General features: G+C 61.3%; 27 protein-coding genes. 13 read left to right on the plus strand and 14 right to left on the minus strand.

Going from position 1 to position 21,374, the window contains the following annotated elements; translation table 11 throughout:
- Positions 1-4 precede the first annotated feature (4 nt).
- The 4 genes from preA to ACS4RR_RS07925 form a co-directional block, all read right to left on the minus strand.
- Positions 5-1,318, minus strand: coding sequence for an NAD-dependent dihydropyrimidine dehydrogenase subunit PreA (preA, locus tag ACS4RR_RS07910; protein ID WP_456189930.1), 1,314 nt, complete (start codon positions 1,316-1,318; stop codon positions 5-7).
- Between the two features lie 15 nt (positions 1,319-1,333).
- Positions 1,334-2,695, minus strand: a complete 1,362-nt coding sequence (locus ACS4RR_RS07915) for an NAD(P)-dependent oxidoreductase (RefSeq protein ID WP_456189931.1) — start codon at positions 2,693-2,695, stop codon at positions 1,334-1,336.
- A gap of 407 nt (positions 2,696-3,102) precedes the next feature.
- On the minus strand, positions 3,103-4,098 hold the full coding sequence (locus ACS4RR_RS07920; protein WP_017965792.1) for a sensor histidine kinase: 996 nt from the start codon (positions 4,096-4,098) through the stop codon (positions 3,103-3,105).
- Positions 4,099-4,290: 192 nt separating this feature from the next.
- Positions 4,291-5,085 carry a response regulator gene (locus tag ACS4RR_RS07925; RefSeq protein ID WP_017965791.1) on the minus strand — a complete coding sequence of 265 codons (795 nt, stop codon included), beginning with the start codon at positions 5,083-5,085 and terminating at the stop codon, positions 4,291-4,293.
- A 368-nt stretch (positions 5,086-5,453) separates the two neighbouring features.
- Here ACS4RR_RS07925 and ACS4RR_RS07930 point away from each other — a divergent pair, with 368 nt between their 5' ends.
- Positions 5,454-5,660, plus strand: coding sequence for a NepR family anti-sigma factor (locus tag ACS4RR_RS07930; protein WP_017965790.1), 207 nt, complete (start codon positions 5,454-5,456; stop codon positions 5,658-5,660).
- A gap of 9 nt (positions 5,661-5,669) precedes the next feature.
- Positions 5,670-6,227: an RNA polymerase sigma factor gene (locus ACS4RR_RS07935; protein WP_003542247.1), complete on the plus strand. Its 558-nt coding sequence runs from the start codon at positions 5,670-5,672 to the stop codon at positions 6,225-6,227.
- 254 nt (positions 6,228-6,481) lie between these two features.
- Here the strand turns inward: ACS4RR_RS07935 and ACS4RR_RS07940 are convergent, their stop codons facing one another.
- The 7 genes from ACS4RR_RS07940 to hemP all read right to left on the minus strand — a co-directional run bounded on the left by ACS4RR_RS07940 (position 6,482) and on the right by hemP (position 11,512).
- Entirely contained in the window at positions 6,482-6,883 is a 402-nt protein-coding gene (locus tag ACS4RR_RS07940; RefSeq protein ID WP_222280950.1) for a hypothetical protein, read from the minus strand.
- 9 nt (positions 6,884-6,892) lie between these two features.
- A complete protein-coding gene (locus ACS4RR_RS07945) occupies positions 6,893-7,237 on the minus strand; it encodes a DUF883 family protein (protein WP_017965788.1) in 345 nt (114 codons plus the stop codon).
- Positions 7,238-7,384: 147 nt separating this feature from the next.
- Positions 7,385-8,179 (minus strand): heme ABC transporter ATP-binding protein, encoded by a 795-nt coding sequence (locus ACS4RR_RS07950; RefSeq protein WP_017965787.1) that lies wholly within the window; start codon positions 8,177-8,179, stop codon positions 7,385-7,387.
- A gap of 36 nt (positions 8,180-8,215) precedes the next feature.
- Entirely contained in the window at positions 8,216-9,328 is a 1,113-nt protein-coding gene (locus ACS4RR_RS07955; protein ID WP_260109260.1) for a FecCD family ABC transporter permease, read from the minus strand.
- Between the two features lie 2 nt (positions 9,329-9,330).
- On the minus strand, positions 9,331-10,260 hold the full coding sequence (locus ACS4RR_RS07960) for a heme/hemin ABC transporter substrate-binding protein (RefSeq protein WP_260109259.1): 930 nt from the start codon (positions 10,258-10,260) through the stop codon (positions 9,331-9,333).
- A gap of 11 nt (positions 10,261-10,271) precedes the next feature.
- Positions 10,272-11,321, minus strand: coding sequence for a hemin-degrading factor (locus ACS4RR_RS07965; protein ID WP_017965784.1), 1,050 nt, complete (start codon positions 11,319-11,321; stop codon positions 10,272-10,274).
- Between the two features lie 8 nt (positions 11,322-11,329).
- Positions 11,330-11,512 (minus strand): hemin uptake protein HemP, encoded by a 183-nt coding sequence (gene hemP, locus ACS4RR_RS07970; RefSeq protein WP_012758649.1) that lies wholly within the window; start codon positions 11,510-11,512, stop codon positions 11,330-11,332.
- A gap of 176 nt (positions 11,513-11,688) precedes the next feature.
- On the opposite strand from hemP, the gene ACS4RR_RS07975 reads away from it, so the two are divergent.
- The 5 genes from ACS4RR_RS07975 to hmuQ all read left to right on the plus strand — a co-directional run bounded on the left by ACS4RR_RS07975 (position 11,689) and on the right by hmuQ (position 14,698).
- The gene (locus ACS4RR_RS07975) at positions 11,689-12,111 is read left to right on the plus strand and encodes a hypothetical protein (RefSeq protein ID WP_026154316.1); all 423 of its coding nucleotides are present in this window, start codon (positions 11,689-11,691) and stop codon (positions 12,109-12,111) included.
- 158 nt (positions 12,112-12,269) lie between these two features.
- Positions 12,270-13,589 carry an energy transducer TonB family protein gene (locus tag ACS4RR_RS07980; protein ID WP_260109258.1) on the plus strand — a complete coding sequence of 440 codons (1,320 nt, stop codon included), beginning with the start codon at positions 12,270-12,272 and terminating at the stop codon, positions 13,587-13,589.
- 108 nt (positions 13,590-13,697) lie between these two features.
- The gene (locus ACS4RR_RS07985; RefSeq protein ID WP_017965781.1) at positions 13,698-14,105 is read left to right on the plus strand and encodes a DUF2325 domain-containing protein; all 408 of its coding nucleotides are present in this window, start codon (positions 13,698-13,700) and stop codon (positions 14,103-14,105) included.
- Entirely contained in the window at positions 14,102-14,374 is a 273-nt protein-coding gene (locus ACS4RR_RS07990; protein ID WP_003542206.1) for a hypothetical protein, read from the plus strand. Before ACS4RR_RS07985 ends, ACS4RR_RS07990 begins: the two co-directional genes overlap by 4 nt.
- A gap of 9 nt (positions 14,375-14,383) precedes the next feature.
- Complete coding sequence (hmuQ, locus tag ACS4RR_RS07995; RefSeq protein ID WP_017965780.1) at positions 14,384-14,698, plus strand: heme-degrading protein HmuQ; 315 nt, start codon at positions 14,384-14,386, stop codon at positions 14,696-14,698.
- 389 nt (positions 14,699-15,087) lie between these two features.
- Here hmuQ and ACS4RR_RS08000 read toward each other — a convergent pair whose 3' ends face one another.
- Both ACS4RR_RS08000 and ACS4RR_RS08005 read right to left on the minus strand, forming a co-directional pair.
- A complete protein-coding gene (locus ACS4RR_RS08000) occupies positions 15,088-15,459 on the minus strand; it encodes a DUF423 domain-containing protein (protein ID WP_017965779.1) in 372 nt (123 codons plus the stop codon).
- Positions 15,460-15,462: 3 nt separating this feature from the next.
- Positions 15,463-15,852 carry a group II truncated hemoglobin gene (locus ACS4RR_RS08005; RefSeq protein WP_026154315.1) on the minus strand — a complete coding sequence of 130 codons (390 nt, stop codon included), beginning with the start codon at positions 15,850-15,852 and terminating at the stop codon, positions 15,463-15,465.
- A 161-nt stretch (positions 15,853-16,013) separates the two neighbouring features.
- Here ACS4RR_RS08005 and ACS4RR_RS08010 point away from each other — a divergent pair, with 161 nt between their 5' ends.
- The 6 genes from ACS4RR_RS08010 to ACS4RR_RS08035 all read left to right on the plus strand — a co-directional run bounded on the left by ACS4RR_RS08010 (position 16,014) and on the right by ACS4RR_RS08035 (position 20,916).
- Positions 16,014-16,577 (plus strand): TetR/AcrR family transcriptional regulator, encoded by a 564-nt coding sequence (locus ACS4RR_RS08010; RefSeq protein WP_260109257.1) that lies wholly within the window; start codon positions 16,014-16,016, stop codon positions 16,575-16,577.
- Between the two features lie 18 nt (positions 16,578-16,595).
- Complete coding sequence (locus ACS4RR_RS08015) at positions 16,596-16,937, plus strand: DMT family transporter (RefSeq protein ID WP_017965776.1); 342 nt, start codon at positions 16,596-16,598, stop codon at positions 16,935-16,937.
- A gap of 191 nt (positions 16,938-17,128) precedes the next feature.
- Entirely contained in the window at positions 17,129-17,914 is a 786-nt protein-coding gene (locus ACS4RR_RS08020; RefSeq protein ID WP_260109256.1) for a ThuA domain-containing protein, read from the plus strand.
- Between the two features lie 9 nt (positions 17,915-17,923).
- Positions 17,924-18,967, plus strand: coding sequence for a Gfo/Idh/MocA family protein (locus ACS4RR_RS08025; protein WP_260109255.1), 1,044 nt, complete (start codon positions 17,924-17,926; stop codon positions 18,965-18,967).
- A 104-nt stretch (positions 18,968-19,071) separates the two neighbouring features.
- Positions 19,072-20,604: a winged helix-turn-helix domain-containing tetratricopeptide repeat protein gene (locus ACS4RR_RS08030; RefSeq protein WP_260109254.1), complete on the plus strand. Its 1,533-nt coding sequence runs from the start codon at positions 19,072-19,074 to the stop codon at positions 20,602-20,604.
- 99 nt (positions 20,605-20,703) lie between these two features.
- A complete protein-coding gene (locus ACS4RR_RS08035) occupies positions 20,704-20,916 on the plus strand; it encodes a hypothetical protein (RefSeq protein WP_017965772.1) in 213 nt (70 codons plus the stop codon).
- Here the strand turns inward: ACS4RR_RS08035 and ACS4RR_RS08040 are convergent, their stop codons facing one another.
- The gene (locus tag ACS4RR_RS08040) at positions 20,917-21,312 is read right to left on the minus strand and encodes a DUF1236 domain-containing protein (RefSeq protein WP_162117989.1); all 396 of its coding nucleotides are present in this window, start codon (positions 21,310-21,312) and stop codon (positions 20,917-20,919) included. It abuts the gene before it with no gap.
- Positions 21,313-21,374: the final 62 nt, after the last annotated feature.

Here is a 21,374-nt window from a genome sequence, read left to right on the forward strand (position 1 = left end):
TCCATCACTCCGCCGCCTGGCGCGCCATTGGGTTGTTCGGATGCGTGGTCCAGTTGGCATAGTTGGGGTCGACAACCCGGCCGGTGCGTTTGTCGAGGGCGCCGGCGGGAAGCTGCTCCATGGTGATGCAGTTCTCAACCGGACAGACGCTGACGCAGAGATTGCAGCCGACGCATTCCTCATCCATCACCTCGAAATGGCGAGCGCCATCGACGAAGTTGGTGATCGCCTGGTGCGAGGTGTCCTCGCAGGCGATGTAGCAGCGGCCGCATTTGATGCAGGCGTCCTGATCGATCTTGGCCTTGGCGATGTAGTTGAGGTTCAGATACTGCCAGTCGGTGACGTTGGGCACGGCGCGGCCGGTAATGTCGTCGAGGCTGCGGTGGCCTTTTTCGTCCATCCAGTCGGAGAGGCCGGTGATCATCTCCTGGACGATCTTGAAGCCGTAAGTCATCGCCGCGGTGCAGACCTGGACGTTGCCGGCGCCGAGCACGAGGAATTCGGCAGCGTCCCGCCAGGTGGTGATGCCGCCGATGCCCGAGATCGGCAGGCCATAGGTTTCGGGATCGCGGGCGATCTCGGCCACCATGTTGAGCGCGATCGGCTTTACCGCCGGGCCGCAATAACCACCATGGCTGCCCTTGCCGCCGACCGTCGGGTTAGGGGCGAAGTTGTCGAGATCGACGGAGACGATCGAATTGATCGTGTTGATCAGCGAGACGGCATCGGTGCCGCCGGCCTTGGCGGCGCGGGCGGGGCGGCGGACATCGGTGACGTTGGGCGTGAGCTTGGTGATGACGGGCATGCGGGTGTACTGCTTGCACCAGCGCACGACCATCTCGATATATTCCGGCACCTGACCGACCGCGGAACCCATGCCGCGCTCCGACATGCCGTGCGGACAGCCGAAATTGAGCTCGATGCCGTCGGCGCCGGTTTCTTCGACCAAGGGCAGGATCGCCTTCCAGGCCTCTTCCTCGCAAGGTACCATGATCGAGGCGATCAGTGCCCGGTCCGGCCAGTTCATCTTCACCTGCTTCATTTCGCGCAGGTTGGTGTAGAGGTCGCGGTCGGTGATGAGCTCGATATTGTTCATACCGAGCAGGCGGCGGTCGGCGCCCCAGATCGCGCCGTAGCGCGGGCCGTTGACGTTGACCACGGGCGGGCCTTCCTCGCCCAGCGTCTTCCAGACCACGCCGCCCCAGCCGGCCTTGAAGGCGCGCTCGACATTGTAGGCCTTGTCGGTCGGCGGCGCCGACGCCAGCCAGAACGGGTTCGGGGACTTGATGCCGACGAAATTATTACGGAGATCAGCCATTATTCATTCTCCCCTTTAGGCAACCGCGACAGCCGGAGCGGCTGCTGCGGTGAGGGCACGATGGATGGATTCAGCCGCATCGCGACCGTGGGCGACGGCGGAAACGGTGAGATCGTCGCCGCCGAAGACGCAGTCGCCGCCGGCCCAGACGCCGTCAAGCGAGGTATGGCCTTCGCCATCGACAGCGATGCGGCCGGATTCCATGCGCAGCGAACCGAGACCAGAGGCGTCAAAGCTCTGGCCGATCGCCTTGAAGATCTGGTCGGCGGCAATCACACCGGTCTCGCCGGTGCCGACGAGACGGCCATCGAGGATTTTGGTATATTCCACTTCGATCGCGGCGACTTTGCCGTCCTGCGACAGGATCGATTTCGGCGCCAGCCAGTGGCGGATGATGACGCCCTTGGAGCTTGCCAGATCCTGTTCGAATTCGGAGGCGTTCATGTGCTCCTTGCCGCGGCGGTAACAGATCGTCACCTCCTCGGCACCGAGCAGCTTTGCCTGCACGGCGGCGTCGATCGCCGTCATGCCGCCGCCAAGGACGACGACGCGGCGGCCGATGGCGATTTTGCTTTTGTCTTCGGCTTGGCGGAGTGCGGCGATGAAATCGACGGCGTCGTCGACGCCTTCAAGGTTTTCGCCCTCGATGCGTAGCGCGTTAACGCCGGCAAGGCCGATACCGAGGAAGACGCCGTCATATTGCGCCTGCAGATCGGAAAGTAAAAAATCGCGGCCGAGACACTGGCCATGCCGAACCTCGATACCGCCGATCGAAAGGACGTAATCGACTTCCTTCTGGGCGAAGTCGTCGACGGTCTTGTAAGTGGCGATACCGTATTCGTTGAGACCGCCGGATTTTTCCCTGGCATCATAGATGACGACGGAATGGCCATTCACGGCCAGGCGATGGGCGGCGGCAAGGCCGGCCGGGCCGGCGCCGACAACGGCGATCGTCTTTCCGGTCGGCTCGGCCCTGGCATAGAATTGCTTGTCGGCCTGCATGGCGGCATCGGTGGCATAACGCTGCAGGCGGCCGATCTCGACCGGCCGCTCTTCAGCCGTGTTGCGCACACAGGCCTGTTCACAGAGTTCTTCGGTGGGACAGACGCGGGCGCACATGCCGCCGAGGATGTTCTGGTCGAAGATCGTCTTTGCCGAGCCGATCGGATTGCCGGTCGAAATCTGGCGGATGAACAGCGGAATGTCGATCGAGGTGGGACAGGCCGTCATGCATGGCGCGTCATAACAGAAATAACAGCGGTCAGCGGCGACCAGCGCCTCATGATTATCGAGGCGCGGATGAAGATCGGAAAAATTAGCCTCATACTCGGCGGGCGAAAGCCGGCCGGGATGAATCCCGGTTTCCAGTCGTTCCATTGAAGTTCCCTCATTATTGGTAAACGGCCTGTGAGGGAAAGCGTAACTCAGGTTTAAAAATTTATCAAACGGTAAAATTTTGACGATTTTCCCTTGCTGACTCGCAAGTAATCCTCTGTTTTTGCTGAGAAAATTTATTCGACCTAAATCGGTGAAACGGCTGAGCGCGTGATGAGGGAAGGGCATCCGAAAAAAGATTCAAAAAAGTCGAATTTTTTTCGGATGGCAGGGAACCAAAGTTTGAGGTCGTCGTTATTGCGATATCCGGATGGTGATCGCATCGACCCAACATGCGCGCCCCCAACCCACTATCCGGACGTACTCACGGTCCCCTCCCGGTGAGTGAAGACAGCTGGTGCGCCGCCCTCGCACCAGCTGTTTTTCGTTCTCGGCTGTCTCCAGGGCTTTCACACCCGCTTGAAGATCTCGAATTCGGTTTCCGGAATGGTCAGACGGTACTCGATGCGGCCGGGAACGAGGTTCAACTCCGCTTTGCCATTGACCGATGAAGGCACGACACGCTCCAGCACAGTGCGGCCGAAGCTGTTGTCGCTGAATTCGTGGACTTCCGACTGATCATGCAGAACTTCCGCCCAGGCAACTTCGATCGCCCTCCTGTCGTTGATCATGGCTTCGCGGCAATTCAGCGTGATGGAGGCGGCGCCGCCTGATATTGCGCCGAAGGAGGCGGAATTGACGATGAGTTCGTGGAGGGCGAGCCCGAGGTGCACGGCGGCATTCGGTGTCAGATGAGCGTTGATGCCATAGATCGGCATGGAGCCGGCCGTCTCCGGCCAATAGGGGGCGAATTGCTTTTCGGCGAGTTCGAAGAGGTAGGCGCCGCGCCAGCTCGAATCAGTGATCAGGTCCTGCGAATTGGAAAGCGATTGCAGCCGTCCGCGGAACTTGAGGAGGAAGCTGTCGAGAGAGAGCGTGTTGCGCGCCGTCTGCGTGGCAATGCCCTGGATGATGGCCAGAAGGTTCTTCGAGCGGTGTGAGAGCTCGCGCAGCAGCGATTTCAGAACTTTTTCCCGATGCCGGCTTTCGGTGACTTCAGTCATGACGGACAGAAGTCCATGTGCACTGCGTTCGCCGGTGCGCTGGATCTTCAGTTCATAAGTGCGCCTTTCGCCGTCGACATCGATTTCGACTTCGGCATTGTTGGGAATGCCGGTTTCCAGGACCTTGTGTTTCAGCGCTGTCAGATATCGCCCATGGGCCTCGCCGAAAAGGGCGGCGTCGCTGCCGCCGGGCATAAAGAGCGCCGCGAAATGCGGCGGCAGATTTTCGACGTAGAAGATCGACAGTCGAGCATCCTGGCAGAGGATCGAAACCCCGGCGCTGCCGAGCGCGCGCTCCATCATTGCGGCTTTGCCTTCGAAGGTAAAAGGCATGCCGGACAATGGTTCAGTCGTATTCACTCGGCCGCCTTTCCTTGTGACATCTTGACCGTCGCTGAAGGGAGCGCCCTTCCATACAGCGCCTGCCAACTCTAGAACAAAGCGCTGCAAAAACCGTTAAAGCCATCGGAGCGTCCCGGTAGCACCGGAACGCCTGTTTTGGCGATTTGGTTCCGAAAGCCGGAAAATTACGTCTCAGGCGGCCACTCTGGTCGATTCATTGAAGAAAAGAGCCTGGCTGATCAGTGCCTTGACCATGTCCGGATTGAAGGGCTTGGTGACAAGGAAAGTCGGTTCCGGGCGCTCGCCGGTCAGAAGGCGTTCCGGGAAAGCGGTGATGAAGATCACCGGCACGCTCGACGTCTTGAGGATGTCGTTGACTGCGTCGATACCGGAGCTGCCGTCGGCAAGCTGAATGTCGGCCAGCACCATGCTCGGCTTGGTCTTATTGTAGAGCGCCACGGCCTCGGCATGCGTACGGGCAATGCCGGTGACGCGATGGCCGAGGCTCTCGACCATCTGCTCGATATCCATGGCGATCAGCGGTTCGTCCTCGATGATCATGATATCGGTTGCGACCTGACGGGAAATCTCCTGCGACGCTACGTCGAGCAGCTGCACGACATCCTGCTCCTCGGTTTCCAGGATTTCGGCAATTTCAGCGACGCGGAAATTCTCCACGGAGGCGAGCAGGAAGGCCTGACGGGCGCGCGGCGAAACCTTGGAAAGGTTCAGCGTGGCGCGTTGCTCCCAGGCATAGGGCGAGGTCGGCTCCGGAATCTGGACTGCGGTGGAACCAAACAGTTGCGTGAACAGTTTGTAGAGTGCGACCCGGTCATTCGCCGTATCCGGGAAAATCGACAGATCGGCGATGATGGCTTCGAGAACGGCGGCGACGTAAGCGTCGCCCGAAGTCTGAGTGCCGGTAAGGGCGCGGGAATAGCGGCGCAGATAAGGAAGGTGCGGCGCAATTCGAGTAGAAAGTGTCATTAATGGCTCCTGAATGCAGACCGGCATTGGCTTCAATGAGCGGTTAACGCTGCCTTCATAAAAAAGTTCCGGAATGACAGGAACTTTTTTCGTCGCGCCGCATTATTCCAGCCGACGAAGAAAGGGCGTAGCGTTTTGACCCATGCAGCGGCAAATACCAGCGATATCGACAATCGAACGTTCGATGTCGCTGGTTGAAATCGTGATTGATCCCATCCACGCCCCTAGAACAGGATGATTTTCGGCCGGGTCGGCCTAAAATCCGAATCCTGTTCTAAATTAGAAAGTTAGGGCATGATGTCATCCGAAAACCGCCCACACTTTTCGGCATCATACTCTGGACAGACAACCGGCGAGAAGACGAATTGATGACTACACGCAAGAAAGAAGCAGCCGATCAGCGAAAGCTGGAGCTGCGGGCGAGCGACATCCTAGACCCGAACAATCAGATCGGCGTCAGGCTGCGGTCGCTTTATGCGGCCGCACAGGGTGAGGCGATCCCCGATCGTTTTCTCGACCTTCTCGAAAAGCTCGACCATGCTGAAATGATGGCTTCTGCCAAGATGGCCGAATAGGATCGCCGCATGGAAGACAAATCGCAACCCAGCTTCAAGCGGGAACTGCTGGCGGCACTCCCAAGTCTTCGCGCCTTCGCGATCTCGCTCATCGGGCGGCACGACCGTGCCGACGATCTCGTCCAGGACACCATCATGAAAGCCTGGGCCAAACAGGATCATTTCGAGATGGGCACCAATATGAAGGCCTGGCTGTTTACGATCCTGCGCAACGAACTCTACAGCCAGATGCGCAAGAGCGGTCGCGAAGTGCAGGACAGCGACGGGCTGTTCACTGAATCGATGGCGATGCACCCCTCGCAATATGGCGCGCTCGATCTGCAGGACTTCAAGAAGGCGCTCGACCAGCTGCCGCCGGATCAACGCGAGGCAATCATCCTCGTCGGCGCCTCGGGTTTTTCCTACGAGGAGGCGGCCGAAATCTGCGGCTGTGCCGTGGGTACCATCAAGAGCCGCGTCAACCGAGCCCGGCAGCGGCTGCAGGAGTTGCTGCAGATATCAGGCGAGGCCGATTTCGGCCCCGACGCCACCTCGGCGCCGCTGACGTCGAAGGCCTTCGCATTCTGAAAGAGTTACACTTGGGAAGCAAGCCGGTCGCCCGTCGGGGAGCGGGCTTTTTTGCGTTGTCGACTATATCATTGATATGATTGTGGATCCGCCCCTCATCCGGCTGCCGCCACCTTCTCCCCGTAAACGGGGCGAAGGGGATATGCCGCAACCTCTCCGCCCCTCTCTCGCGTCTCGTATGGCGCGTCCCCTCTTCCCGTTTTTACGGGGAGAGGGCTAGGGTGAGGGGCCGCCGCCTGTTGCCGTCTCCTCAATCAATCCTCGCGCTTCGATCCCACCAGATTGGCTGCGACAATTGCCGCCAAAACACCGGCGGTCAGGAGCGGCTGGGCGCGGATAAGGCCGAGCCCGACCGTTGCCAGCGATTCCAGCGCCGCGCGGCGTTCCCGGGTGCGGCGGGCTTCCCGGGCGTTGATGATCGACATTACCACCAGCGCGATGATGGCGATCAGCAGCGCGCAGGCGGCCAGGAAAAGAGCAGCGCCGACCGGGCCATATATGCCGGCGAGCCAGATGGCGCCGGCGGTAACAGCCAGCGCGTAGGCAGTAAGGAGGAAGAGCACGGCAAACGCAATGAAGATGCCATTGCGCTTGGCGCGCGCGACGGTTCGGTGCACGCTTGCGCCCGTCAGCAGGCCGAGGATCGAGAAGAGCATCGCGCTTCCTCAGCGCCGGGCGAGGAAGGCGATGGCAAGGCCGAAAGCGGCTGCAGCGCCGATGGTCGCTAAGGGATGCTTGCGCACCGTCTCACGCATTTCCGTCGCTCCACGCTCATAGCCGTGCTGCAATTCGCGCAGCAGATCCTCGCTGCGGCCGAGCAGTTCCTCATAGCCGGCGCCGGCCTGACTACGGATTTTCTCACCCTGGTGGCGCGAACTCTTGCCAACGAGGCGCGTCAGTTCTGCGAGTTCGTCGCGCAACGCTTCGATCTGTTCCTCGATGCCGGATTCCAGATTGTGGAAGGTGCCGTTGCGGCGGCTGCGGCCGGACTGGAAGATAGAATAGCTCATGGCTGTCTCCATTGGCTGGGGCGCGCACAAGCCCGCCTGTTTCGCACGAGGGTCACCACCGTCCGTTGCATGAATGATATCGCTCGGCATTGACCCAGATCATGCCGGAAACGTGCCGGGCGATCAAAAGTTCCGCTCGCGCGGTGCTCAGGAGCGCGAAACGGCGCTGTGGGCGAGCACGAAGGGCGTGCCGTCTGACGGTACCTGGTTGATCCGCAGCGCGCAGCCGAACACCGAGAGCATCGTTTCGTTCGTCAGCACTTCGCCGATGCTGCCAGCGGCGGCGAGCCGGCCGGATTTCATCAGCACAATGCGGTCGGCAAAGAGCGCCGTCAGGTTGAGATCGTGCATGACGGCGATGACACCGCCGCCACGTTCGCAGAAATTGCGGGCAAGCGTCATGATGGTCAGCTGGTGGCTAATGTCAAGGCTCGAGACCGGTTCGTCGAGCAGCAGCCAGCAGGGCTTGCCGTCGACGACGGGTTCGGCGATCTGGCAGAGCACGCGGGCAAGCTGCACACGCTGCTGCTCGCCGCCGGAGAGCTCCTGATAGAAACGGCCTTCGAAGCGGCTCAAGTCGACGGAGGCAAGTGCTGCGGCGGCCGTCTGCTCGGCCTTGTCGGGATGCAGGTCGAGGCCCGAAGTCAGGCCCATGCGGACGATCTCGCGCACGGTGAACGGAAAGGAGATCGTGCTTGCCTGCGGCAGGACACCGCGAACGGCAGCAAGCTGCCAGGGCTTCAGAGCCCTCACCTCGTCGCCGCCGATGCGCACCGAGCCGCCATAGGCAAGTTCGCCGGAGATGGCTTTCATCGTCGTCGTCTTGCCGGAGCCGTTCGGCCCGGCAATCGCCGTCAGCTCGCCGGCTCTTGCCGTGAAAGTGACGTCGCTGATGATGGTCTTGCTGGAAAGGCGCACGGAGACGCCGGAAATTTCGATCATCTCAATGTCACTCACGGGGGTCACTCACGGGGTCACTCACAGGGCAAGGCGCGAACGCTGCCTCAGCAGGATCCACAGGAAGAACGGCCCGCCGACCGCCGCGGTGATGATGCCGATCGGCAGCTCGGCCGGGGCGACCAGGGTGCGCGCCAGGACGTCCGCGAAGATCAGCAGGGAGCCGCCGAGAAGAGCTGCTGTCGGCAGCAGGAAACGATGATCGGGGCCGATCGCCATGCGCAGGATATGCGGCACGACGATCCCGAGGAAACCGATGCCGCCGCTGACAGCGACGGACGCGCCGGTCGCTGCGGCGACGCCGACGATCGCGACATTCTTCAGCCGCTGCACCGGCACGCCCATATGAAAGGCGGCCGCCTCGCCGAGCGTGATGGCATTGAGGCCGCGGGCCATGAAGGGCAGGGTGGTGAAGGACAACAGGATGATCGGGCTGGCGGCGGCGATCTTCGTCCACGTGGCGCCGGCAAGCGAACCCATGCTCCAGAAGGTCAGGTCGCGCAGCTGCTGGTCGTTGGCCATGTAGATCAGCAGCCCGGTGATGGCGAGGGCGAGTGCGCCGAGCGCGATGCCCGCAAGCAGCATCGTCGCCACCGAGGTCTGGCCACGATGGGTGGCGATCCTGTAGAGCAGTAGCGTCGTGACGAGGCCGCCGCCAAAGGCGGCCGCCGGCAGAGCGTAGATGCCGAGAAGCACCTGGAGCGGAGCAGCGATGCCGCTGCCGAGTACGATCATCGCGACTGCGCCGAGGCTTGCACCGGAGGAAACGCCGACGAGGCCGGGATCGGCCAGCGGATTGCGGAACAGGCCTTGCATCACCGTACCGGAGACGGCAAGCGAGGCGCCGATCAAGAAGCCGAGGATCGCCCTTGGCAGGCGGATATCGAAGATGATGATCCGGTCACGCGTACTGAGCGCCATCTCGGAACCGGCCATGTTGCTGATGACGTCGAGGATCGAGGCATCCGAGGCGCCTGTCGTCACCGAAAACAGCATCGAGAAGACCGAGCCGGCGACGAGCAGCGCGATCACCAGCAAGGCCAGCCGCGTCCTGTCGCCCGCCTGCCTGATTTCGCGGATGTCCGGCATAGGGAATGGTCGCCTTCGTTCCGTCATTGCAAGCGGCAGGGCCATGATCAGCCTCCGTAGATCGCCGTGTTGAGCTGACGCGCGGCGGCTGCAGTGCGCGGGCCGAAGCCGAGCAGGTAGACGCCATCCATTCGGATGATCGCTTTCTTCTCGCCTGCCGGCGTCAGCGCGATCGCCGGCTGAGCCAGCAGGTCTTCGCTCTTGGTGCCGGCGTCATCGCCGCGGTTCATCATCAGGATGATGTCGGGCTTGGCTTCGATAAGCGCCTCGTCCGTCAGCGGCTTGTAACCCGGGAATGCGCCAACGGCGTTGATGGCGCCGGCGAGCTTGACGATGCCATCGGCGGCCGTGCCGGTGCCTGATGCCATGATCCGGCCGTTCTGGGCGCTGAGGATGAAGAGAACGCGCTTGCGCTCGGCCTTCGGGCGCTTTTCGGCGTCGGCGATCATCGCGTCGAGATCGGCTGCGACCTTTTCTTCTAGCGCCTTGGCCTTGTCGGGCACGCCAAGCAGCGTGCCGACACGGTCGATCTTGGCGATGATGCCGTCGCGGGTAAAGGCGCTCGGCACGGTCTCGAAGGGCACGCTGGCATTCTTCAGCACGGTCAGCGCCTCCTGCGGGCCTGAACCTTCGACGGCAATGATCGCCGTCGGGTTCATGGCGAGGATGCCTTCCGGCGAGAGCGCGCGCATGTAGCCGACGTTGGGCAGCTTCAGCGCCGCCTCCGGATACATGCTCGTCGTGTCACGGGCGATCAGCCGGCTTTCCTCTCCGAGCGCATAGACGATCTCGGTAATGTCGCCGCCGACCGAAACCAGGCGCGACGTGTCGAGCTTCTTTTCGTCAGCATGGGCGGCGCGGATGAAGGCGAAGCCTTCGACCGTCGGCGCCATCGGGATCAGCGGCAGCGCCATGACGGCCGCCGTCAGGGCCAGTTCCCAAGCACGGATCCGGCGCAGATTGTTACGCATCGTCATCGTTGCGATCCTTATGCTGCCACGCTTGCTGCCCGCGGCAGGTTTTCCATGATCTCGCGCCATGCGGCGCGTTCGTCGGAACCTTCCTGCCGCTTGCCGAAGAACTGGATGATCATCTCGCCTTCGGCGTTGTAGGCCTCCAGCGAGGTGACGTGGCCGTCCGTGGTCGGCTTGCGCACGGCCCAGGTCTCGGCAATATGATCCTGGCGCAGATGCAGGTGGAAGCTCGGGTCCATGATATTAATCCACGGACCCATGGCCTGCACGTTGAAGATCGGGCCGGAATGGATCTGGACGATGCCGTCATTGGCGACGAAGCACATGATCGGCAGGCCAGATTTCACAGAGGCATGCATCATCTCTGCCGTGGCGCTGATGTCGAGCTTCCAGGCATAGTCGTCGCCGACAGTGCGCACGGCCGCCTGGCGGCCGATCTTCAGGCGCTTCAGCATGCCGAAGAACTGATGCGTATCGGTGAGCTTGCTCCAGTTGTCGCGCAGTTCGTCACGGCTGATGTCGGCGGTCTCATCGGCGGCGTTCGAGGTTTCAGCCTCGACAAATTCCTGCGACTGGTCTTGCAACTTCAACTCGGCGACGATCGCGTGATAGGCCTCGACATTCGAGCTCGCGCGCAGGTGCACCTTGTGCACGGCGTTGCCGGCCTTGCCGAAATATTGCAGGCTGAGACGCTCCTGATCGCCATCCTTCTTGGATACGGCGAAACCATGCTCCCAGCGGCTCGGGAAGATGCGCAGGTCGATGTTCTCGCCGAGAACGATCGCGGCCTGCGCGCCGCTCTTGATGTTTTCGAAGACGCCGATCTTCTCGTGCACGGCACTTTCGTTGCGCGACAGCGCCATCACTTCACCGAGCCCGGCGACGCGCTCGAGGAGCTTCAGCGCGCTGCCATCGATGCGTGTCACGCTGATGCCGGTCTCGGCGGCGACGAGGGCTGCCTCGGAAATCTTCAGCTGGGCGGCGATATCGCGCTCGCGCATCTTCGGATTGTCAGCGCGAAACGCGCGGATTTCGGCTGGCGTCGGTCTTGTCTGTTCGGTCATGTCCTACCCTACTTATTGAGAATGAGCTTGCCCTGACGGGTGATCTTCAGGCGGTAGACCAAGCCGTCGTGTCGAATCATGATCTCGTTGGTGCCGCGGAAAAGGTCCGCGCTTTCGACGATCCGGTGCTGCGCCGCAGGTTCGCTCTGCAGCGGCACATGCTTAAAGTTATCTGGCTTTTCAACCATCATTTCGGTTGGCAATTCCGTGAGGCCGGTGATCGGGATCCCCGGTTGTGATGACAATTATCTTGACTTTCTTACTCATGGTTTTTTAAAGATGCAATAGGAGACTATTATAGTCAAGTTTTTGAGATTGCTGATATGAAGCCGCCTGGCGGCGGTTCGCAACAACGGCGGAGAAGATGATGACGGTTAGGTTTGTGGCTGTTGCGGCCGGCATGATGACGGCGGTTTCAAGCGTATGCCAGGCGCAGGATGCGGCAACCGCCAAGCTCGATATCGAACTCAACGCTCTGGCGCCGTCGCAAAAGGGCTGCATGATGACCTTCATCGCCGAGAACAATCTTCAGGCGCCGATCAACAAGATCTCCTTCGAGCTCGCCTTCTTCAACGACAAGAATGCCGTCGACCGCATCACCGTGCTCGACTTCCGCGATCTACCGCAGGGCAAGAAGCGCGTGCGCCAGTTCGATATGCCGAATGTGAAGTGCGAGACGGTCACGCGTATCATCATCAACGACACGCCGGTCTGCGATGGCCCGGCGGCGGGTGAATGCATGAAGGGTCTCGTCACCCGTTCGCAGATTTCCGTTCCTTTCGAGGGGTAGAGCGGTTCAGCTTTTCACGGAAGCGCTGAACCGCTCTATCCGTTTGTTTTTACGCAATTCCGGACGGAAAGCCGCTTCACACCTTTCCTGGAATCGCTTTGAGGATACGCCGGGGATGAACCCCGGCCGACATGTTTCAGGCTGTCCGAGGCATACAAATGGCAATTTCAGCGAAGACCAGATCGAGACAGGTGCTCATCGGGGAACCGGACGCTGACGGCGGTCTGAACGACAATAACATGCATCCCGGCCATGAGCTTTCCGACCTGCGCAACGTGCAGCGGCAGCCGGCCGGCGAGGCTGTGGTCCACTATGCGCGTTTCGCGCAGATACCCTCCTTTCCCGATCATCCGGAAGCCGAGCCGATAGCCTCCGTTCCTGCGCCGCCGATGGATGCGGCGGTGGAAAAGCAGGAGGACGAGAAGAAGCCGGTGCGGCGACGGGTGGCGCTTGCCTGCGTTGGTTCGCTGATTTTCCACGCGACGCTGGCCGCTGTATTGATCACTGCCTTCCCCAAGGCGCAGGAGGAGGCGATCGAGGAAGCAGGCGATGCGGTGAGCGTCGTCATGTATGGCAATTCGGACATTGATCAGGCTGCCGCCGGCGAGACCGAAGTGACAGTGCAGGAAGAAATTATTGCAGAAGCTGTTCAGCCTGACACGATCCAGCCTACGGAAATGGCCGAACCTCAACCCGAAACCTTGCAGCCGTCCGAGGTGTCGCCTGTAGAGACGCAGGATCCGGTTCGGCCGGCTCCGGCTCAGGAGGTGACGCGCGTATCGCCGGAATCCGTGACCGCAGTGGAGCCAGAGATTCTGGTTTCCGAGGTGCCGGCTGAAACGGCAGTCGCGCAGCCGATGTCGACCGTCACCCCGGAAGAGCAGAAGCCAGCCGATGAGGTTCCTCCGGAAGTTCAACCATCCGAAGTGCAGCCTGTCACGGCAGAGATGCCTCGGACGGTAAAGCCGGTTGAAACAGTGGAGGTTCAGCCAGAACCCGAGGTGCCGCAAGAGATCGTGACGCCAATGCCGAAACCAAAGGTGGTGACGCAGGAAAAGCCGAAACCGGTCGAGAAGAAGCGCCCGCCGAAAAAGGTCGCCGGTTCGCGGGGGGAGGCGCAGCAGGACGCGAAGCAGGGTATGGCCGAGGGTGATCCGTCGGCTCAATCGGATCGCAATTCGCGTGCCGTTGGCAACAATGATGGGGTCGGAACCGCGGCCAAAGCCAATTACGACGGCAAGGTCCGCAGCCGTATTCGCCGTGCGATCAGAACACCTCGTGGTGTCGAGGGCACTGTGGTCGTCACTTTTTCGGTGAATGGCAGTGGCGGCCTGACGTCGGTTCGCGTGGTAAGTGGATCTGGTGTTCCCGAAATCGATCAACTCGCCATCGATGCTGTCCGCCGCGCAGCACCGTTTGGGGCTACGCCCGGTGGAGGTGGAAGGAGCTTTGCCTCCTTGCCAATCACGGTCCAATAAATATGATAAAAATCATCAACTTTATACTTTACTGTAAAAATCAAGTTTAATAAGGTCCGCTCGCACACGCAGAAATCGTGTGACGATCAACGAGCGAACGGGTGGCATATGGCTCGCAAGGGCAAGAAGGGTTCGAACCGGGAGGTCCGCGACAGCGCGGGCGAGGACGCTGGTCAGGCACCCTCCGGGCGATCCAAACTGGATGGCCGCAGTTTCCTCTATGTCGGTGGCCGCGACTGCCAGGTGGCGCATCTTCGCCAGATCTGCAGCAATTTCGGTGCCGAGCTCATTCATCACGACGGCGGGCTGCGTGAAGCGGTTTCCCGCATCGATACCGTCCTTCCCTCGGTCGACTGCGTGTTCTGCCCGATCGACTGTATCAGCCACGATGCCTGCCTGCGCGTGAAGACCGGCTGCAAGAAGTTCGGCAAGGCCTTCATCCCACTTCGAAACGGCAGCAAGTCCAGCCTGGAGCGTGCGCTGCAGACGATGAACGAACGAGACAATTCCCGATGAACGACCAGCGCCCCGACGGCTTCACCATGATCGGCCTGCATAAGCTCGCCGCGCAGACAGGCGAGGGCCTCGTGCCCGAACTTTACGAACTTTTCCAGCAGCATGCTGAACGCCAGCAGATCTACCAGAATGTGACGCTGTTCCCGACCTGGGAAGCGCGCATGCCCGGGGAAGCGACAACAAGACCGCTTGGCCCAGCAGCGGCAAACGGCGATAATGTTCTCGCCTTTCCCTTGCGTTCTGCAAGGGCGGGCAAGAGGAAGGCGTAGGGAGATTCCATGTATATCGCAATGAACCGCTTCAAGGTTGCAACCGGGAGCGAAGGCGATTTCGAGACGGTCTGGCGCAATCGCGATTCCAGCCTGCCCGAGGTGCCCGGTTTCGTCGAATTCCGCCTGCTGCGCGGCAAGGTCAACGAAGAGGAGGGCTATACGCTCTATTCCTCACACACGGTCTGGAAAAGCGAAGCGGATTTTCAGAGCTGGACGAAGTCCGAGAGCTTTCGTGCGGCGCACCGCAATGCCGGCGATCACAAGGCGATCTACAAGGGACCGCCGATCTTCGAGGGCTTCAACGTGGTTGATGGGATCTAATTGCGGTTGATTAAGAGCGACTTGGCTCTTCGCTAAAATCTTGATTTTTTGCTCTCTCTCAACTCCGGCGGAGAAAGGAGCCTGAGGCGCTGCCACAGGTCTCTTCTCCCCAGCGGGGAGAAGTGCCGGAGCGATAGCGAGGCGATGAGAGGGTGAGCGGCTAAGCCGCGAATGCACTGAGAGTAAGCGAAGGGCAATAATGGATGGCGTGCCGTGCGGCCCCCTTGCATCCGACCCTTCGGGCCACCTTCTCCCCGAGGGGAGAAGAGGGAGCAAGCCGCGGGCCCCAGCCATTCCTCGGGATGGTATCTACGATGGTATATCTACTCTGTGAACCTTCATTAAGCCCCTGAGCAATATCGGCAGAGCGCTATGCCGAACCGACAATCCTAGGCCCGGACGCGAAAAACCGCTCCGGCGGCAACGGCCAGCCAGCCGAACATCATGGCGAAACCGCCGGTCGGGGCGGCCATCGGGAATAGGCCGGAACCGGCAAAACGCAGCGAAACGAGATCGCCTGAAAAGAGCAGCGTGCCGATGCCAATCAGCAAACCGGCCAGCCAGGCGGTATTGATTCTGTCGGCGGCGAGCGCCAATGCCAGCAAGGCAGGCGCATGCGCCAGGCACATTGCCGAGGCCGAGGCGAGCAGGTGGGCATCGCCACCGCCATGCGCAGCCGCTGCCGCAAGCGCCACGCCGGCAAAGCCGAACAGGCCCGACAACAAGTAAAACAGCGGCACGAAACGGTCATTGAGGCGCATCGGCTATTCCTTGTTCTGCATGTGATAGGCGAGCCGTTCCACCGGCGCCCAGATGAGATCGCGCAGCGCTTGGCTTGCGATCGTCTCGTCCAGTGCGCGGCGGAAGCAGAGCAGCCATTCGTCACGCACGACAGGGCCGATCTCGGCGACGAAATGGCGGCTGCGCAGGCGCGGATGGCCGCGCTTGTCGGTATAGAGCGGCGGGCCGCCGAGATAACCGCTCATATATTCGTAGAATTTCACTTCACTGCCCGTAAGGCTCGGCGGATGCACGGCGCGCACGTTGCTCGCCTCCGGCAGCGTGTCCATCAGCTCGTAGAAGCGGTGCGTCAGCGCCCGCACGACCGGATCGCCGCCGATCGCCTGATATAAGGTGGTGACCTTCTCCGTCACGGAACCATCCCCACTGCCTGGACCAACCCCGGCCTCTTCATGCACCGGGCGGAAAATGATCGCAACTGTCATCAAGGTGCCGCGGCATTTCGCGCATAATGCCGGCAGGGTAGTCGCCGATTCTGCTTGACAAAACCGTCCGGACGGTATCTTTTATTTGCATGTCGAACGCTCATCGTCGCAAGAAGCAGCCCGCCCTCGTGCGCCAGCAGTTGCTGGATGTCGCCGCGCGCCTTGCTGCCAGCGAAGGCATGGCCGCCGTCACGCTCGATGCGGTTTCCGCTGCGTCCAGCGTCAGCAAGGGCGGGCTGCTGCATCACTTTCCGACGAAGAATGCGCTGCTCGATGCCCTGTTTGAAAGCCTGCTCGAAAAGTTCGACGCCGATATAGAGGAATTGATGCGCGGCGATCCGCTGCCGCAGGGCCGCTTCACCCGCGCCTATCTCAGGGCGGTATCCGGTCTCAAGGATCGTCCCGACGATTCCCGGAGTTGGACGCAGGTGACGATCGCGCTTCTTGCCGAACCCCGGCTGCGTCTTCGGTGGCGCCAATGGGTGCAGGCGCGGGCGGAGGAATATATCGGCACCGACTCCTCCCTCGACGCACAAGTCGTGCGTTTCGCCGCCGACGGACTTTGGTTCGCAGATACGTTGGAAAGCCATGATATCAGCGGCGTTCTGAGGCGGGATCTCATCGATCGCCTTGTCGAACTGACCGGCAAGTAATTCGAAAAGGAATTCGCCATGAGCCAGGCCGCCGTCTACGGGCTGCTGTTTGCAGCCATCGTGCTCGAAGTCATCGGCACGACCGCGCTGCAACTGTCGCAGCAGTTCACCCGCATCGGGCCGACGGCACTCGTCCTCGCCTGTTATGCGGCTGCCTTCTATTGCCTATCGTTGACCCTGAAGAGCATCCCCGTCGGTATCGCCTATGCGATTTGGAGCGCTTTGGGAATCGTGCTGATTTCCTCGGTCGGTCTGGTGTTCTTCAAGCAGCGCCTCGACCTTCCGGCAATCGTCGGGCTTGGGCTGATCATATCGGGCGTTATCGTCGTCAATCTGTTCTCGAAATCCGTTTCGCATTGATATTGCTACGATATTGGTAGGCGGATCCTCCGCCTCCAGCTGATAAATTTTCCCCTTTGTCAAAATACTGACAAAGGTCTATGTGTTCCTTGGACGTGGAGGAGACGAGGCGCAGTCGGCGCCGTTTTCCAAAGCGCTTTGAATCCTGACTTCCCGCCTATCGATACTTCCAGGTTCTACAGGAGCACATCATGGCCATTCGCACCGTCGTCTGGGGAGAGAATATCCACGAGAATACCAATGCCGTCGTCCGGAGTATTTATCCCGAGGGCATGCACACGACGATCGCCAACGCACTGAACACCGATCCAAGTATCTCGGCGACGACAGCGACGCTGCAGGAGCCGGAGCACGGCCTCAGCGAAGCCCGCCTTGCCGATACCGACGTCTTGACCTGGTGGGGCCACAAGGATCACGGCGCGGTCGCCGACGTCGTCGTCGAGCGGGTTGCCAAGCGCGTCTGGGAAGGCATGGGCCTGCTCGTGCTGCATTCCGGCCATTTCTCCAAGATCTTCAAGCGGCTGATGGGCACGCCCTGCGCGCTGAAATGGCGCGAGGCTGGCGAGCGCGAGCGTCTGTGGACGATCAACCAGCGCCATCCGATCGCCGCCGGCATCGGCGAGCATTTCGAACTCGAGAACGAGGAAATGTACGGCGAGCAGTTCTCGGTGCCGGAACCGCTTGAAACGGTGTTCATCTCGTGGTTCCAGGGCGGCGAAGTGTTCCGCTCGGGCCTGACCTGGCGCCGTGGCGCCGGCAACATCTTCTATTTTCGCCCCGGCCACGAGACCTATCCGACCTATCACGACGTCAATGTGCAGAAGGTGCTGATCAACGGCGTGAAGTGGGCCTATAGCCCTGAGGGGGCGTTGACTGGTATCACCGACGCTCCAAATGTGCCGGTAGAAAAAGCACTGGAGCCGATCGTCGAACGCGGCCCGAGACTGCACCAGGCCGGCGAAGCCGGTTACCGCTGAGGAGCATCCATGCGACTACTCGTTCTTGGCACGGGGGTGATGGCGAATAACCAGCTCGCCCGCTTCCCCCTCATCGACGGCGTGACGGTGGTCGGCGCCGTCGACACCGACCCCGAACGGCTTTCGGCCTTCGCCGACAAGTTCAACATCGAAAAGCGGTTTCTTTCGCTGGAGGAGGCGATCGCCTGGGGTGAATTCGATGCGGCGACAAATGTCACGCCAGACCGCATCCATCACCCGACGACGATGGCGCTGATTGCTGCGGGCAAGCACGTCTTCTGCGAAAAGCCGCTGGCGGAGAACTATGCGACGGCGCTGGAGATGACGGAGGCCGCCGAAAAGGCCGGCGTCATCAACATGGTCAACCTCACCTATCGCAACGTCGCGCCGCTGCAGCGCGCCCGTGAGATGGTGCTTGCTGGCGAGCTCGGCACGATCAGACATGTGGAAGCCTCCTATCTCCAGAGCTGGCTGGTGTCGCGCGCCTGGGGCGACTGGCGCACGGAATCGACCTGGCTGTGGCGGCTTTCCACCGGCCATGGTTCGAACGGCGTGCTCGGCGACGTCGGCATCCATATTCTCGATTTCGCCGCCTATGGCGCGGCGACCGACATCGATCACGTCTTTGCGCGGCTGAAGACCTTCAACAAGGCGCCGGGCGGCCAGATCGGCGAATATCTGCTCGATGCCAATGACAGCTTCACCATGTCTGTCGATTTCGCCAACGGCGCGCTCGGCGTCATCCATGCCAGCCGCTGGGCGACAGGGCATCTGAACGAGTTGAAGTTGCGCATTTATGGCGAGAGGGGCAGCCTTGAGGTCATCCATCGTCCCAGCGGTTCGGAGCTGCATGGTTGCCTCGGCGAGGATGTCGAAACCGCGACCTGGACGAAGATCGAGGTTGAACCGGTGGCGACCAACTACGAGCGTTTTGCCGAGGCCGTGGCAAGCGGCATCCAGCCGGACCCGAACTTCCGCCACGCCGCCAACCTGCAGAAGGTGCTCGACCTTGCGATGGTGACCGAGCGCGAGCGACGCGAGTTGAAGGTTTGACCCTGTCCGCTGGATAAGCTGCCGTTCATCCGACGGTGGCTTATCCAGCGCATCGGCGCACCATCGGCTTTCAGTCCGCAATATTTTCGCGCTATGCTCTGGCAATGAGCAGCTCAAGGCTTTCGTTTGGTCCGTTCCTTTACGATCCCGTGACAGGAAGCCTGTGGCGGGACGGAAAGTCTGTTGCGGCGGGACCACGGCCCGTAGCGCTGCTCGGCTTGCTGCTGGAGGCTGAGGGCCGCGTCGTCACCAAGGCGGATCTGATGGAGCGGGCCTGGCCGGGACTTGCCGTAGAAGAAGGCGACCTGACGGTCCAGATTGCCACGCTCAGGAAGCTTCTCGGCGCAAACCCGGATGGCACGGAGTGGATCGTCACCGTTCCCAGGGTTGGTTATCGCCTGCCGCGCCAGGACAATGCCGGGATGGCGCCCGTGGCGCCGCAGGCGCCGTCGGTTGCCGTTCTTCCCTTCGCCAATCTCGGCGGTGACGCCGACCAGGATTATTTCGCCGACGGCGTGGTGGCGGAGATCATCACCGCGCTTTCGCGCTTCCGTTCCTTTTCGGTGGTCTCGCAGAACTCCGCCTTCGTCTACAAGGGACGCAGCGTCGATGTGCGAGAGGTGGCCAGGGAATTCGGTGTGCGCTACGTGCTCGAAGGCAGTATCCGGCGAGAGGGCGCGCAGCTGCGCATCAACGTGCAACTGGTCGACGGCCTTTCGGCGGCCAATCTCTGGGCCGATCATTTCGAAGACGGCATCAGCCACGTCTTCGCCTTCCAGGACCGGATCACCGAGCGCGTTGCCACGATCGTCGAGCCGGCGATCGAGATCGCCGAAATCCGGAGATCGCGGCGAGACCGGCCGAACAGCCCCGCGGTCTATGATCTCTATCTGCGTGCGCTTGCTGCCATCACCGACGAGTCGATCGAAAGCAATGCCGTTGCCTATGCGCTGCTGCGCGAGGCCCTGGCCATCGAGCCGGAAAATGCGTTGATCCTGTCGCTTGCCGCGTGGGCGCTCGAACATCGCACGACCATGGGCTGGCCGCCGCTCGGAGAAGACGACAAGGCGGAATGCCTCAGGCTTGCACGCAGCGGCCTCCAGCATTCGGCCGGCGATCCCCGGGTGATGGTCCATTGCGGTATGGCGCTGCTGCAGACGGGCAAGGACTACGACGGCGGCATGGCCGTCCTGGAGGCTGCCGCTGCCGCCAATCCCAATGATCTTCGCGTCGCGGCATGCTCCGGCATCGCGGCCCTGCACTGCGGCGATATCGATGACGCGCTCGAGCGTCTGCACCGCGCCTTGATGCTGGGGCCGCGAGATCCGGACGCGCGTTTTTCGCTGACGGGCATCGCGATGGCCGAGATCTTTCGCGGCAATTACGAGGCGGCGGTCTCTTTCGGCGCTCGCTCGCTGGCGCTCAATGCCCATTTCGACCCGACCTACTGGATGCTGATCGCAGCACATGCGCATCTCGGCAACATGGCCGAGGCGCGGCAGTACCTGCATGCGCTTGAGGCGATCGCACCCGGCGCGACCCTTGAGAAAATTCAAGCCGGTCAACCGGCCAGGGACCCGCGGCGCTTTGTTCCGGTTCTGGCAGGACTGGCGCGGGCCGGAATGCGACCGCGCTGAAAGCTCTTGGAAGTTTTAGTAGCCCTTAATCGGTCTCTTAAGGACCCAAAGCGGACGTTTCGGCGATGCTGATCCCGTCAATCGATGGAGGATCGGCTCATGCTTTCCACCGTGCATATTCTATCGCTCAGGCAGGGCAAGCTTTACGGCGACCAAATTCCGATAGAGGCGCTGCCGCGGGGGTTCGAGTTGCCAGAGTACGCCGTCGTTCTGTTCTCACTGATCGGCAGGTGGCGCGAGCGCACGAAAAAAGGCTCCGCCGAAGCGGAGCCGGAAGTTGCCGAACCACAACGGGCGGCTTCGGTTGCCTGATTATTCGATGACCTGCACCACACGGTGGGTGCGGGGTTCGACAATCACGCGTTGATTGTTGATGACCGTATAGGCATATTTCGGATTGTCAGGTACCGGCGTCACCACGACGTCTGCCGGAAGCGGCTTGCCGACGACGATCGGTTCCTGGACCACCACGGAGGCGGTCGGGGCTGGCTGCTGCTGGACATAAGTGACGACCTCGCGCGGCGGCGGATCGACAACGGCACCGGCGACACCGCCGGCCACACCGCCAATGGCAGCACCCACAGGGCCGCCGACGATTGCGCCGGTGATGGCGCCGCCGGCTGCACCGGTCACGGCTCCATCAGCGAGCGCATTGGTTGCAAATGACGACAGCGCAAGGGCGCTGGAAACAACGAGAATCTTGTACATTTTGCTTCTCCTTTTCTGGGGATTGCACTGGGGTAACGACCGCGCCAATCCGAGGTTCCGGC

This window comes from Rhizobium zaerense, assembly GCF_051810725.1.
Lineage (GTDB): Bacteria > Pseudomonadota > Alphaproteobacteria > Rhizobiales > Rhizobiaceae > Rhizobium > Rhizobium leguminosarum_I.

What these genes read in the sequence shown, in the direction of transcription:
- ACS4RR_RS07985 (WP_017965781.1), top strand. Translation starts at nt 13,698, where the DNA reads ATGGCTCGCAAGGGCAAGAAGGGTTCGAACCGGGAGGTCCGCGACAGC.
- ACS4RR_RS07945 (WP_017965788.1), bottom strand. Translation starts at nt 7,237, where the DNA reads ATGAGCTATTCTATCTTCCAGTCCGGCCGCAGCCGCCGCAACGGCACC.
- hemP (WP_012758649.1), bottom strand. Translation starts at nt 11,512, where the DNA reads ATGATGGTTGAAAAGCCAGATAACTTTAAGCATGTGCCGCTGCAGAGC.
- ACS4RR_RS07915 (WP_456189931.1), bottom strand. Translation starts at nt 2,695, where the DNA reads ATGGAACGACTGGAAACCGGGATTCATCCCGGCCGGCTTTCGCCCGCC.
- ACS4RR_RS08030 (WP_260109254.1), top strand. Translation starts at nt 19,072, where the DNA reads ATGAGCAGCTCAAGGCTTTCGTTTGGTCCGTTCCTTTACGATCCCGTG.
- ACS4RR_RS07925 (WP_017965791.1), bottom strand. Translation starts at nt 5,085, where the DNA reads ATGACACTTTCTACTCGAATTGCGCCGCACCTTCCTTATCTGCGCCGC.
- ACS4RR_RS07940 (WP_222280950.1), bottom strand. Translation starts at nt 6,883, where the DNA reads ATGCTCTTCTCGATCCTCGGCCTGCTGACGGGCGCAAGCGTGCACCGA.
- preA (WP_456189930.1), bottom strand. Translation starts at nt 1,318, where the DNA reads ATGGCTGATCTCCGTAATAATTTCGTCGGCATCAAGTCCCCGAACCCG.
- ACS4RR_RS07955 (WP_260109260.1), bottom strand. Translation starts at nt 9,328, where the DNA reads ATGGCCCTGCCGCTTGCAATGACGGAACGAAGGCGACCATTCCCTATG.
- ACS4RR_RS07980 (WP_260109258.1), top strand. Translation starts at nt 12,270, where the DNA reads ATGGCAATTTCAGCGAAGACCAGATCGAGACAGGTGCTCATCGGGGAA.
- ACS4RR_RS08020 (WP_260109256.1), top strand. Translation starts at nt 17,129, where the DNA reads ATGGCCATTCGCACCGTCGTCTGGGGAGAGAATATCCACGAGAATACC.
- ACS4RR_RS07935 (WP_003542247.1), top strand. Translation starts at nt 5,670, where the DNA reads ATGGAAGACAAATCGCAACCCAGCTTCAAGCGGGAACTGCTGGCGGCA.
- ACS4RR_RS08040 (WP_162117989.1), bottom strand. Translation starts at nt 21,312, where the DNA reads ATGTACAAGATTCTCGTTGTTTCCAGCGCCCTTGCGCTGTCGTCATTT.
- ACS4RR_RS08035 (WP_017965772.1), top strand. Translation starts at nt 20,704, where the DNA reads ATGCTTTCCACCGTGCATATTCTATCGCTCAGGCAGGGCAAGCTTTAC.
- ACS4RR_RS07950 (WP_017965787.1), bottom strand. Translation starts at nt 8,179, where the DNA reads ATGATCGAAATTTCCGGCGTCTCCGTGCGCCTTTCCAGCAAGACCATC.
- ACS4RR_RS08015 (WP_017965776.1), top strand. Translation starts at nt 16,596, where the DNA reads ATGAGCCAGGCCGCCGTCTACGGGCTGCTGTTTGCAGCCATCGTGCTC.
- ACS4RR_RS08025 (WP_260109255.1), top strand. Translation starts at nt 17,924, where the DNA reads ATGCGACTACTCGTTCTTGGCACGGGGGTGATGGCGAATAACCAGCTC.
- ACS4RR_RS07965 (WP_017965784.1), bottom strand. Translation starts at nt 11,321, where the DNA reads ATGACCGAACAGACAAGACCGACGCCAGCCGAAATCCGCGCGTTTCGC.
- ACS4RR_RS07930 (WP_017965790.1), top strand. Translation starts at nt 5,454, where the DNA reads ATGACTACACGCAAGAAAGAAGCAGCCGATCAGCGAAAGCTGGAGCTG.
- ACS4RR_RS07975 (WP_026154316.1), top strand. Translation starts at nt 11,689, where the DNA reads ATGACGGTTAGGTTTGTGGCTGTTGCGGCCGGCATGATGACGGCGGTT.
- ACS4RR_RS07990 (WP_003542206.1), top strand. Translation starts at nt 14,102, where the DNA reads ATGAACGACCAGCGCCCCGACGGCTTCACCATGATCGGCCTGCATAAG.
- hmuQ (WP_017965780.1), top strand. Translation starts at nt 14,384, where the DNA reads ATGTATATCGCAATGAACCGCTTCAAGGTTGCAACCGGGAGCGAAGGC.
- ACS4RR_RS08000 (WP_017965779.1), bottom strand. Translation starts at nt 15,459, where the DNA reads ATGCGCCTCAATGACCGTTTCGTGCCGCTGTTTTACTTGTTGTCGGGC.
- ACS4RR_RS07960 (WP_260109259.1), bottom strand. Translation starts at nt 10,260, where the DNA reads ATGACGATGCGTAACAATCTGCGCCGGATCCGTGCTTGGGAACTGGCC.
- ACS4RR_RS08010 (WP_260109257.1), top strand. Translation starts at nt 16,014, where the DNA reads ATGTCGAACGCTCATCGTCGCAAGAAGCAGCCCGCCCTCGTGCGCCAG.